Origin of the sequence: Mesorhizobium sp. NZP2298, assembly GCF_013170825.1 — a bacterium.
Lineage (GTDB): Bacteria > Pseudomonadota > Alphaproteobacteria > Rhizobiales > Rhizobiaceae > Mesorhizobium.
Genome location: NZ_CP033365.1, coordinates 5,838,446 through 5,850,378 on the forward strand (window position 1 = coordinate 5,838,446; position 11,933 = coordinate 5,850,378).

Consider the following 11,933-nt stretch of genomic DNA (forward strand, 5'->3'; position numbering starts at 1 on the left):
CCCGCTCGCGGACGGCTGTCAGGCGCCGTCTTCGCGCGCTCGCGACAGGATCCATTCGCGCACGATGCGAGCGATGTTTCCTTTCGAGAGCTGGCTCTCGGTGAGGTAGTAATTCCAGGGGCTTGGCGGCCGAACCGGAAAGGGCTCGACGAGCAGTCCGCGACGCAGATAGGCATGGGCAAGCGACCGCTGGGTGGCGACCAGTCCGGCCCCCATGGCAGCGAGTTCGAGCGCGATGTTGGAGGCGTTCGTCGACAGCCCCTTGTCGTGGTCGTCCATGTCGACGCCAAGCGCGGTGGCAACAACCTGCCAGTATTCCTGGCGGCCATGCACGAAGATCCAATCCACCTTGAGGATATCTGCCGGCGCCTTCACGGCATGCTCGCCTTCGAGCAGCGAAGGCGCGCAGAGCAGCAGCAGTTCGTCGTTCCAAAGCGGGATGCCGGCGGGCGGACGGTCGTCGAAACGCCGCGTCGAAATCGTGATGTCGGCGATCTGCTCGCTCATATCCTCCCAGATCGTGCCGTGCAGCACGATCTCGATCTCGGGATGCTTCTTGCGAAACGCGGCCATGCAGCCGGCCAGCCAGTTCTCCGCCAGGCTCATCGGGCAGGAGACGACCACGGTGCGGTTGCGCGACGAGGTTACGATCGCCTCCGTTGCCTGGTCGATCTGATCGAGGGCCTGGCGCAAGGTCGGCAGGAAGGCCTCGCCCATTTCGGTGAGCTTGAGGCTGCGCGGATAGCGGATGAACAATTGCCGTCCGATGTAATGTTCGAGCGCGCGGACATGCGTGCTGACCGCGGCCTGCGTGTATCCGAGTTCGTTGGCAGCGGCGGTGAAGGAGAGATGCCGGGCCGAACTCTCAAAGGATCTGATATAGTTCAACGGGGGTGGCGGCTTCATCGCTAACTCCTGCAAGACGCAGTGATAGCTATCCCACAGACGGGCTGGCGTTCAATCGTGACCGACCACAAGACGTGAATTTTTTTGGCCAATGCCGCCGAACTAATTGCGTGAAAGCGCGATGAACCCAAATTAATGATGTCGTGACGCAGAGGGGAGTAATGCAAGTGGCTGTGCCGTCGCATCGGCGTGAAGGGCCTGACGCGAGTACCAGCGTTACCGTCCGCCTGGCTGATTTCGTGTTACGGCGGCCGGCGGCGGCATTCCCCGCCTCCGTCCTCGAGCAGGCGCGCTACCTCCTGCTGGACACAATCGGCATTGCCGTTGCCGCCGGTCCGATGGAAGCGGGCCGGATTGCCCGCGACACCGCAGCACTTCTCTACGGTTCTACCGACCCGCGGCATTCGGCACGCATGCTTTTCGATGGACGCCGTGCCAGCATCGCGGGAGCCGCCTATGCGGCCGCGACACAGATCGACAATCTCGACGGCCATGACGGATACAGCCCGACCAAGGGCCATATCGGCGTCGCTGTCGTGCCGGCGCTGGCAGCGCTTGCCGAAGCACGCCCCGACCTTGGCGGGCCGGAGGCACTGGCGGCCCTGGTCGTCGGCTACGAAATTGCCGGGCGGGCGGGCATCGCGCTGCACGCGACCGTGTCGGACTACCATACATCGGGCGCCTGGAATGCGCTGGGCGTCGTCGCGGTGGCGGCGAGGTTGCGGCGGCTCGGCGACGATCAACTGCGCCAGGCGCTTGGCATTGCGGAATATCACGGCCCACGCAGCCAGATGATGCGCGAGATCGCGAACCCGACGATGCTGCATGACGGCTCGGGCATCGGCACGCTGATCGGCCTGTCCGCGGCCGTGCTCGCCGAACGCGGCTTTACCGGCGCGCCGGCGATCACGATCGAGGAACCCGAGGTCGCGCCGCATTGGCAGGATCTCGGTGCCTTCTGGCAGGTGCTGCATCAGTATGTGAAGCCGTACCCGATCTGCCGCTGGGCGCATGCCGCGATCGACGCGACGCGCGGGCTCTGCCATGTGCATCATCTCGCGCCTTCCGACATCAGCCACGTCGAGGTGAACAGTTTCCACTATGCCGCAACGCTGTTCGACGGCATGCCGGACACGACCTCGAAGGCGCAGTACAGCCTGCGCTTCGCCGTCGCGACCTTTATCGTCCATGGCCGTATCGGACTCGAGCACATTTCCGGCAGCGGCCTGGAGGATGCCGCCGTGGCGGATATGCTGAGCCGCATCACGGTCCTGGAGTCGGAGCGCCACAGTGCCCGTTTTCCGGCGGGCCGCTGGGCCGACGTGGCGATCACGACATCAGATGGGCGGATCCTCGCTTCGGGCGACGTCCATGCGCGCGGCGGACCGGAGGCGCCGCTAACGCAAGCCGAAATCGAGGCCAAGTACATGGAATTCGCCGCACCGGTGCTCGGACAGGGCCGCGCCGAGGCGATCCGCGACGCGGTGCTGTCGCTCAGCGACCGCGACAGCCTCTTCAGCGATCTCTCGGCATTGCTCTACGATCCTCCTGTCATCACCAGGATGCTGCAACGGCCAGCGTGGTAGCGGCCGGACGGCGGCAGCGGCGGTCACACACGGCATCGAATACCATCACGCACAGAGGACACAGATGACCCGCCCGCAAGGAACCATCGCACCGATCCTGACGCCATTCGCTGACGACGGCAGCATCGCACGCGATCTCTTTGTGTCCCATGCCAAATGGGTGCTGGACCAGGGCGCGCATTTCCTGTCCCCCTTCGGCACCACCGGCGAGGCACTGTCGCTCTCGCTGGGTGAGCGCATGCGGGCGCTGGAGTGGCTGATCGAAGCCGGCATTTCGCCAGACCGGCTGATGCCCGGCACCGGCGTCACCGCGCTGCCCGAAACCGTCGAACTGTCGAAGCACGCGGTCGGGCTCGGCTGTGCCGGAGTGATGGTGCTGCCGTCCTTCTTCTACACCGCCGCCGGCGACAGCGGCCAGGCACGCTACTACAGCGAACTGATCGAGCGGGTTGCGAACCCGGCAATGAAGATGATCCTCTACCACATTCCGCAGAACTCCGGTGTGCCGGTGAGCCCGGCCTTGACCGCCCGGCTGAGTGCGGCGTTTCCTGAAACGGTCGTCGCCTACAAGGACAGCGCCGGTGACTGGAACAACACGGCAGCGGTGATTGCCGCCGCCCCCGAGGTTGCGGTGTTCCCGAGTTCTGAAGCGCAATTGACCAAGGGCCTGGCCAGCGGCGCGGCAGGCTGCATCTCGGCCACGGTCAACCTCAACGCCGCGGCCATCCGCTCGCTCTACGAGCGTACGCTGGCCGGGGAGGACATTGCCGAGGCGGATGCGACGATCAAGGCGTTCCGCAAGATCATCCAGGATGCCGGTCTGATCCCGGCAATGAAGGCCGTGCTGGCGGTGCGCTCCGGCGACCAGCGCTGGCTGAACCTGCGCGCTCCACACGAGAATGCAACGCTCGAAAGCGGTGAGAAACTGCTCGCGGCGCTCGGCTCTTCGGCAGATCACATTGGCCGGAACTGAGCGGCATCATGTCGGCTGAACCATCCGTCATCCTGCACACAGACCGGCCGGCCGCGGCGCTGGCCGTGCTGATGGAGACGCATCCGGACCTCGCGATCCATGCTTGCGACAGTTACGCCGCCCTGCCCGAGCTGATCGAGCGCGTGGCGGCGGAGGTGGTTTATTCCGTCCGCTTCGACGGTACGCCGCGCTTTCCGCGCCAGGCCCTGGTCGAAAGCCCAACCGTGAAATGGGTCTCGGTGGGTGGCTCCGGCACCGATCATCTCGGACACTGGGACCCGGAGCGGCTGACGGTGACGAACGCCGCGGGCGTTGCCGCCGGCATGCTTGCCGAATATGCGCTCGGCGCCATGCTGTCCTTCTCGCTCGACCTGCGCGGCTTTGCGGGCCGCCAGCAGGCACGACAGTGGGGCAGCGGCCGCGTCGAGCCGATCGAAGGCAAGACGGTGCTGATCATCGGCCTTGGCAAGACCGGCGAGGCCGTCGCCAAACGGGCGCAGGCGATGGGTATGCGCACGCTGGGCATCCGCGCGCGCCCCAAGCCGACACCAAACCTGGATGAGGTTCATGGCGTTGACGCGCTGCTGCCACTCGTGGGCCGTGCCGATTTCATTATCTGCTGCGTGCCTTTGCTGCCGACCACGCGCGGCCTGCTCGGCAAGGCGGCCTTCGCCGCGATGAAGGCCTCCGCCGTGCTCATCGATATTTCGCGCGGTGGCGTGGTCGATGAGACGGCGCTGCTCGAAGCCCTCGACGACAAGCGGATCAAGGGGGCGGCGCTCGACGTCTTTGCGACCGAGCCGCTATCCGCCGAGCATCCTCTCTGGGGTTACGACAACGTCGCCATCACGCCGCATTGCGCGGCGGTCTATGACGGCTGGGACATAAAGTCGGTGCGCATGTTCACCGACAATCTGGCGCGCTATCGCCGCGGCGAGCCGCTGGAGAATGTGGTCAGTCCGGAGCGCGGCTATTGAAAGCCGGGAAGGAATAAATCCGATGTCACAGGACAGGCGCGGCGGCGGCCGCAGATCGAAGCTCGGGCGCAGCGGTGGCGGCATCGCGCAACTGCCGTGGCAGAGCGTCAAGAATCCCTATCCGCCCATGCAGCTTCTCGACGAAGAGCGGATGCAGCGACTGCACGACACCTCAATGCGCATCCTGTCCGAACTCGGCATCCGCGTCATGAGCGAGCGGGTGATGGACCTGTTCGCTTCCGCCGGCGCCATCGTCGATCGCGAAGAGAAGACCATCCGCATCGATGAGAGCCTGGTGCGCGAAGCGCTGCGGGCGGTGCCGTCCTCCTTCACGCTGACCAGCCGCAATCCCGAAAAGCAGGTCCATCTCGGCGGTAACTCGCTGGTCTTCGGCCTGGTGGCCGGCCCGCCCAACGTACATGACCGCATCAACGGTCGACGTCAGGGCAATCTTGCCGACTACCAGAACTTCATCCGGCTGGCGCACCACTTCAACGCCATCCACATCATCGGCAACCAGGTGGTGGCGCCAATGGAGCTGCCGGCGAATGCGCGCCATCTCGACACCTACCATGCCAATCTGACGCTGAGCGACCTCTCCTTCCACTGCACCGCGATCGGCCGCTCGCGGGCCATGGACGGCATCAACATGATGGCGATCGCGCGCGGCATCTCCGTCGAGGAGATGCGCGCCTCGCCTGGCGTGACCACGATCATCTCGATCAACTCGCCGCGCCTGTTCGACGATGCGATGGCGGAGGGCCTGATCGCCATGGCGGAGCACGGCCAGCCGGTGACCGTCACGCCTTTCACGCTGATGGGCGCGATGACGCCGGTGACGCTGGCCGCCGCACTCTGCCAGCAGAACGCGGAGGCGCTGTTCGGCGTGGTCCTGACCCAGCTCGTCAATCCCGGCACGCCGGTGATGTATGGCGCCTTCACCTCCAATGTCGACATGAAGTCGGGCGCGCCGGCCTTCGGCACGCCTGAGAATGCCAAGGCCAACATCATCGCCGGCCAGTTGGCGCGGCGCTACAACCTCCCCTATCGCACCTCAAATGCGAATGCCTCGAACGTGGTTGATCTGCAGGCCGCCTACGAAACCGAGATGGCGACGTGGGGTGCGGTGCTCGGCGGCGCCAATCTGATCTACCATGCGGCAGGCTGGCTGGAGGGCGGGCTGACAGCGTCCTATGAAAAGCTCGTGCTGGACGTCGAGATCCTGCAGAACATGATGGAATTCCTGCGGCCGCTGCCGTTCCAGGAAGACGACCTGGGCTTCGAAGCGATCAAGTCGGTGCCGGCCGGCGGCCATTTCTTCGGCGCCGAGCACACCATGTCGCGCTATACCACCGCCTTCTACCAGCCGATGCTCTCCAACTGGCAGAACCATGGCGCCTGGGAGGAGGCCGGCGGCAAGGATGCGCTGGAGCGGGCGACGGAGCTCTGGCAGCAGGCGCTGCACGATTACGAAGAACCGGTGATGGACCCCGCGATCCGCGAGGAACTCGACGCCTATGTCGCGCACCGCCGCGAGGAGATCGCCGCCAATCCGGAAGGTTAGGACCTCTGCCCCATGCACTATGATCTCGTCATCCGTCACGCGACGCTGATCGCCGGCGACGGCTCGAAACCTTTCGAGGCCGACATCGCCGTCACCGGGGACAGGATCGCCGCCATCGGGCGGCTGGACGACGCACAGGGCATCGAGGAGATCGATGCCAGGGGCAAGGTGGTCGCGCCCGGCTTCATCGACGTGCACACCCATGACGATAGCGCACTGCTGGCGCCCCGCGGCATGGATCCGAAGATCAGCCAGGGCGTGACGACGGTGATCGCCGGCAATTGCGGCGTCAGCCTGGCGCCGCTGCTTCTCGACAGGACGCCACCGCCGCCCTTCACGCTGGTCGGCGGCCGCGAGAATTTCCGCTTCGATCGCTTTGCCGACTATGTCGCCGAGCTCAAGCGGCGCGGTATCGCCACGAACGCGGCTCTATTGGTCGGGCACACCACTTTGCGCCAGCGCTGCATGCCGGTGACCGACCGTCCGGCCAACGAAACGGAGACGGCGGCGATGCAGGAGGCGGTCGCCGAGGCGATGGCCGAAGGAGCCTTCGGCCTCAGCACCGGGCTCGACTATCCGCCGGCGGTGAAGTCCTCGACCGAGGAGGTCAAGGCGCTCGCAGCCATGGCGGCCGGCCTCGGCGGCCCTTATGTCACCCACACACGCAACTATTTCGAGACGATGGACGAGGCGATCGAGGAAGCGATCGACATTGCCGATCATGCCGGCGGCAAGCTGTTCATCTCGCACCATCAGTGCACCGGCCGCGCCAATTTCGGCAAGAGCCGTCCGTCACTGGAAAGGATTGACCGGGCGCGCGAGACGATGGACATCGGCATGGATGTCTATCCCTATGCCGCAAGCTCTACCGTACTTCGCCTGGAGCGCTGCGACACGGGCCTGAAGATCCTCGTCACATGGTCGGATCCGCATCCCGAGATGGCCAGGCGCGAGATCGCCGACATCGCGCGGGACTGGAATTGCAGCGAGCGGGAGGCGGGTGAGCGCCTGCTGCCGGCCGGTGCCGTCTATTTCCAGCTCGACGAGGCGGATGTGCGCAACATCATCGCCCATCCGCGCACCATGATCGGCTCGGACGGCCTGCCGCACGATATCCACCCGCATCCGCGCCTGTGGGGCACCTTTCCGCGCGTGCTCGGCCATTATGCCAGGGATGTCGGCTTGTTCAGCCTGGAGGAGGCCGTGTTCCGGATGACCGGTCTGCCCGCGAAGGAATTCGGCATCGCGCAACGCGGGCTGCTCGTCGAAGGCAATTTCGCCGATCTCGTCGTCTTCGATCCCGACACGATCATCGACACCGCCACGTTCGAGGAGCCGCGTCGGCCCGCCGCCGGCATCGAGCATGTCTTCGTCAACGGCGTATCGGTATGGCGCGGCGGCAGGGCGACCGGCGCACTGCCTGGCACGGTCCTCAAGCCCTCGGCCTCAAGGGTCGTCAGGAGCGCATGCGGCTGCGGCGATCACAGAGCCTCGTAAATCCGGTCCACCGTTTCGAGCGTGTAGACGAATTCCACCGGCCGCGTGCAGCGCCAGCCGTCGAAGGGCTGGCCGCCGAGCGCCTTCAGCGCCTCGGGCAGGCGAAGAATGCCGCCGCCATAGAGCCGGTTGGCCATGTCGAGCATGCCGGTACGGTGCATGGCTTCGCTCATGCTGCCGCAGGCATCCTTGACCAGCCAGACCCTGAAACCCTGGTAGACCGCGTCGAACACGCTCTCGGTCACGCAACTGTCGGTCAGCACGCCGGTTACGATCAGGTTCTCGACCTTAAGGTCGGCAAGCCATTTTGAAAGATCGGTGCGGCGAAAGGCACTCGGCCAGTGCTTGTGGATGACGATGTCACCGGGCAGCGCCGCCACTTCTGCGCAGATCGCCGCGCCATCGCTGCCGGCCACGGCGGAGCGGAATTCCTCGGTCAGGATCTCCTCCTGCCGCGCATAGCCGTCGCGTTCCTCCGGCTTCACCCAGGCCTGCGCATGGATGACCGGCACGCCCGCCGCACGGGCGGCCGCGATCAGCGCGGCGGCATTGGCGAGCACGGCGTCATAGCCGATCACCGGCCAGGCCGCACCGGGGCGGTATTCGTTCTGCAAATCGATGGAGAGTAGGGCTGTCGCGGCAAGGTTCATGGCTGTCCCATGGGATTGTCGAAGTCGGCGACGAAACGGAAAAGAAGACGGATAGCTTGATCGAGGTCGGCGATTTCCATCGCTTCATGCGGGTTGTGGCTGCCGTTCTCGTTGCGAATGAAGACCATGGCGGTCGCAATGTCGGCGCCGGCAAAGGTGGCCGCGTCATGCCCCGCCCCGCTCGGCACATGCGGCGCCCGCATCTGCAGTTCGGCGGCAGCGCGGTCCAGCCTCGCGATCAGAGCCGGCGACATGGTCGCCGGCTCCCAGGTGAAACGTGGCCCGGCCTCGAAGCTGACGCCGCGTTTCGTGCCGACTTCGGCGAAGAGCGCGTGCAGCCTTGCGTCGACCCGTTCAAGAACAGCAGCCTCGGCGCTGCGCACATCGAGCGTGAAGCGGAGTTCGCCCAGGACGCGGCTGCCGCCGTGCTGGCTCGGATCGGATTCCACCCGACCGAAGGTAATGGTGGCCTCATGCCCTTCACGCTCGAGCGCGTCCCACTCCGCCTCAAGGCCGGCGACCAGATCGGCAAAGCCGAGCACGCTGTCATGGCGGGCAAAGCGCGGCTCGGCGCCGGAATGCGCGTAGGCGCCAAGGCATTTCGCATCGACATAGCGGAATCCCCCGGCAATACCGGTGACGATGCCGACCGGCGCGCCGGATTCGACAAGGCGCGGTCCCTGCTCGATATGCACTTCGACGAAAGCCGCGATGCGGCCGGCATCGATGCCCGGCACACCACGCCGCACGGCATCGGGGTCGAAGCCTTCATCACGCATGTGATCCGCAAGCGTGCGTCCGCTGTCCGACCGCTTCGCGTCCAGCGCCGCCGGCTCCAGCAGCCCAAGTGCGGCCTGGCTGCCGGGATAGGACAACGGAAACCACACCGCTTCCTCGGCGCGCATCGCCAGCACGACAAGATCGCGCGGCATTTGGATGCCTTGCCCGACCAGTTCGGCCATTACCGCCAGCCCGGCCACGACGCCCGCGGCGCCGTCGAAATTGCCACCATGCGGCACACTGTCGAGATGCGAACCGACGACGATCGCCGGCAGGTCGGGGTTGTAGCCTTTCAGCGTCAAATAGAGGTTGCCGGCGGCATCGACACGCGCCGTCGCGCCGAGCTTTTCCGCTTCGTCGCGCACGAGATCGTGGGCGAAGCGTTCACCGGGTCCATAGGCGATGCGCGTGATCCCCGGCGCATCGGTGGTGGCGTGCGCAAGCCTCTCCAGCAGATGCCCGGCCAGCCTGCCGCCGGCCGGGAGGGAGGCATCGCTCATGACGCAACCTGCGTGGCTTGGGACTCGACGTTGCGCAGCCGGTGTGGCGTAAGATCGTCCATCGACACGCCCTGCCTTGCGACATCGTCTGGAAAGCCCTTGCCCGCGATCAGGCTGGCGCAGATGCGCGACAGCGCCGGCGAGGTCTTGATGCCGTAGCCGCCCTGCCCGACCAGCCAGACGAAATCCGGGACCTCGTCATCCGGTCCGACCACCGGTGACCCATCGGCGACGAAGGTCCGCAAGCCCGCCCATGAGCGCGACACGCGGTGCACTTCGATCGTCGTCGCCCGTTCGAGACGCTCAGCACCGATCGCCACATCGATATCCTCGGCATAGGCATCCATCGGCGCTGAGAGCGTCGCATCGGCAGGCGAGACGAACAACTGCCCTGCATCCGGCTTGAAATAGAATTCGGCGCCGACACCGTTGACCAGCGGCCACTCGGTGATGTCGACACCGGCGGGCGCCGGGATGTTGAAGGCGGTGCGGCGCTTCGGCTGCAGGCCGATCGGGCGTACCCCGGCCATGACGGCGATCTCGTCACCCCAGGCACCGGCGGCATTGACGATCTGTGGCGCAAGGAATGTTCCTGCCGGGGTTTCGACCCGCCATTGGCCGCCTTGCCGACCGATGGCGTTGACGCCGGCATTGGTGACGATCCTGGCGCCATGCGCACGTGCGCCGCGCAAGAAACCCTGATGCAGGCCGTTCACATCGATGTCCATCGAATGCGGTTCGATATAGGCGCCGGCGAGATAGTCCGCGCGCAGCACCGGCACGCGCGCAATCGCCTCGGCTTGTGTCATGGCGGCGATCGACGGGACCAGCGCCCGCGCGGCCTCGAGATCCTGAGCCAGGAGATCGAGCTGATCGGCGCGCGCCACGGTGATCATGCCGCGTTTGCTGAGAAGCGGATAATCCGTGAAGCCAGCCGGCGGTTCGGTCAGGAAAGACCGGCTCGCCAGCACGATCCGGCGGATGATGCCGTTGCCGTAGTTTTCGGTAAAGCTCGCCGCCGAGCGGCCGGTGGTGTGGTAGCCGCAATGGCTTTCCCGCTCGAGCACGACCACCTTGGCGGAGCGGGAGATCTCGAAGGCAGCGCCGGCGCCGGCCATGCCGCCGCCAATGATGATGATTTCGGTTTGCTCGGCGGCACTCATATCAACTCATCCTTCAACACGATCGCACAGCCTTGCTTTCACGCGGCACGGCAGGCGGCTCGCCCAGGCGTCCGCGCCGGGCGCGGTCGCGGGCGCCGCGCCCCTCGGCCAGATTCTCGGCCAACGAATTCTGCGCAGCGCAATCCTCAAGTGCGAGGTCGGTGACAAAAGGCATCGGCTTGCCGGCGATAGCCATGCCTTTCAGCCGCGCCCAGACGGCGCGCCGCTTGCGCACCTGGTGCGACTGCAATTCGCTGACTTCGGCCATATTGGTTTCCCGCTTGATCTCCAGCGCGCCGGCTTCGACCGCCGCGTCGAACAGCTCAAGGCCGCGCCTTGTGCGCACGATGATGCCGTTGAGCGGCTCGTCCTCGACCGCCGGCCCGCCGTTCAACCAGGCGTCATGAACCGCTATATCCGCCACCTGGCCGATCGCGTCCGGGCAGATCTTGCAGCGCGGCTGGATCATCCATTTGTCCTCGTCTTCCCACAGCTGCCGATAGGTGAGTTCGAAGGCGCGCCCGTCGCTGGTTTCGATTCGGTTGAGGCCGGGATTGCCGTGACCTCGATAGCGGAACAATCTGAGCTCATCCTCGCCGAGGTCGAAGCGCTGCAATGCCTGTTCCGATTTCGACAGATCCGAGGCACCGCCGCAGACGAAGGCCAAGGCATATCGCATCAAATCATCGACGCGGGGATCGAGCCGCGCCAGGTTGCGAACGGCGGTAATGTCGCAAGGCTTGGCGATCAGCGCGAAGGGCTCGCCGCGATCGAGGATTTCGCCGAAATCCACCAGGGCTGCAGCCGGGCCATAGCGTGAGCCGGCGCCCTCAAGCACCGAAGCGGCATCAAAGCTAAGCCGGCGCTCGCTGCGCATCGGCTGGGAATGCGACGCGGCGACATGCAGCACGAACTTGACGCGTCCGGAGCTCAGCAGGAATTGGCCAAGCGCGGTCAGCACCCCGCCTCCCGAGCCGACAAACCGCACCGTGGAATCTCCCGCGCGGCCGAGCACAAGCCGTTCGGCAGGGCCCCAGACGGTGTCCGTCAACGCGGCATTGCTTGCCTGCGCCGGCGGTGGACCGGCGATGCGCGTTCCCGGACAGACGGCGTTGATCCGCATCAGCGTCGAGCTGTCCAATGTCTGCCTCGCCACCGGCCGCTCGCGCCCCTCCGGCGTCATCACCATCTCGACCGCGCCGGGACCGGCGATCGATCGGCAGAGGCCGCAGCCAATGCAAAGACCGTTCTCGACGATCTCGCTCAGCGAAAGTGGATCGGTCGAGAGCATCATCGTGGCTTGGCTATGGCTGGCTTCGATCAGGCCCATCTCGTTT

Annotated in this window: 10 protein-coding genes; 5 read left to right on the top strand and 5 right to left on the bottom strand. The window is 65.8% G+C overall.

Annotation, left to right across the window (positions count from 1 at the left end):
• Positions 1 to 18 precede the first annotated feature (18 nt).
• Complete coding sequence (locus EB231_RS28195) at positions 19 to 906, bottom strand: LysR substrate-binding domain-containing protein (protein ID WP_172351697.1); 888 nt, start codon at positions 904 to 906, stop codon at positions 19 to 21.
• Between the two features lie 167 nt (positions 907 to 1,073).
• Here EB231_RS28195 and EB231_RS28200 point away from each other — a divergent pair, with 167 nt between their 5' ends.
• From EB231_RS28200 to EB231_RS28220, 5 genes are all read left to right on the top strand, one after another.
• Positions 1,074 to 2,492, top strand: a complete 1,419-nt coding sequence (locus EB231_RS28200) for an MmgE/PrpD family protein (protein WP_246740738.1) — start codon at positions 1,074 to 1,076, stop codon at positions 2,490 to 2,492.
• A gap of 64 nt (positions 2,493 to 2,556) precedes the next feature.
• Positions 2,557 to 3,465 (top strand): dihydrodipicolinate synthase family protein, encoded by a 909-nt coding sequence (locus EB231_RS28205; protein WP_172351698.1) that lies wholly within the window; start codon positions 2,557 to 2,559, stop codon positions 3,463 to 3,465.
• 8 nt (positions 3,466 to 3,473) lie between these two features.
• Positions 3,474 to 4,442, top strand: a complete 969-nt coding sequence (locus EB231_RS28210) for a D-2-hydroxyacid dehydrogenase (RefSeq protein WP_172351699.1) — start codon at positions 3,474 to 3,476, stop codon at positions 4,440 to 4,442.
• A gap of 22 nt (positions 4,443 to 4,464) precedes the next feature.
• On the top strand, positions 4,465 to 6,006 hold the full coding sequence (locus EB231_RS28215; RefSeq protein ID WP_172351700.1) for a trimethylamine methyltransferase family protein: 1,542 nt from the start codon (positions 4,465 to 4,467) through the stop codon (positions 6,004 to 6,006).
• A 12-nt stretch (positions 6,007 to 6,018) separates the two neighbouring features.
• Complete coding sequence (locus tag EB231_RS28220) at positions 6,019 to 7,503, top strand: N-acyl-D-amino-acid deacylase family protein (protein WP_172351701.1); 1,485 nt, start codon at positions 6,019 to 6,021, stop codon at positions 7,501 to 7,503.
• Here the strand turns inward: EB231_RS28220 and EB231_RS28225 are convergent.
• Genes EB231_RS28225 through EB231_RS28240 form a run of 4 tightly spaced genes read right to left on the bottom strand, consistent with a single transcriptional unit; the run spans position 7,488 to position 11,926 of the window.
• On the bottom strand, positions 7,488 to 8,153 hold the full coding sequence (locus tag EB231_RS28225) for a cysteine hydrolase family protein (protein ID WP_172351702.1): 666 nt from the start codon (positions 8,151 to 8,153) through the stop codon (positions 7,488 to 7,490). The two genes, EB231_RS28220 and EB231_RS28225, sit on opposite strands and share 16 nt — an antisense overlap.
• Positions 8,150 to 9,433, bottom strand: coding sequence for a Zn-dependent hydrolase (locus EB231_RS28230; protein ID WP_172351703.1), 1,284 nt, complete (start codon positions 9,431 to 9,433; stop codon positions 8,150 to 8,152). The genes EB231_RS28225 and EB231_RS28230 overlap by 4 nt, the downstream gene beginning before the upstream one ends.
• Complete coding sequence (locus EB231_RS28235) at positions 9,430 to 10,596, bottom strand: NAD(P)/FAD-dependent oxidoreductase (protein WP_172351704.1); 1,167 nt, start codon at positions 10,594 to 10,596, stop codon at positions 9,430 to 9,432. The genes EB231_RS28230 and EB231_RS28235 overlap by 4 nt, the downstream gene beginning before the upstream one ends.
• 13 nt (positions 10,597 to 10,609) lie before the next feature.
• Positions 10,610 to 11,926: a Coenzyme F420 hydrogenase/dehydrogenase, beta subunit C-terminal domain gene (locus tag EB231_RS28240; RefSeq protein ID WP_172351705.1), complete on the bottom strand. Its 1,317-nt coding sequence runs from the start codon at positions 11,924 to 11,926 to the stop codon at positions 10,610 to 10,612.
• Positions 11,927 to 11,933: the final 7 nt, after the last annotated feature.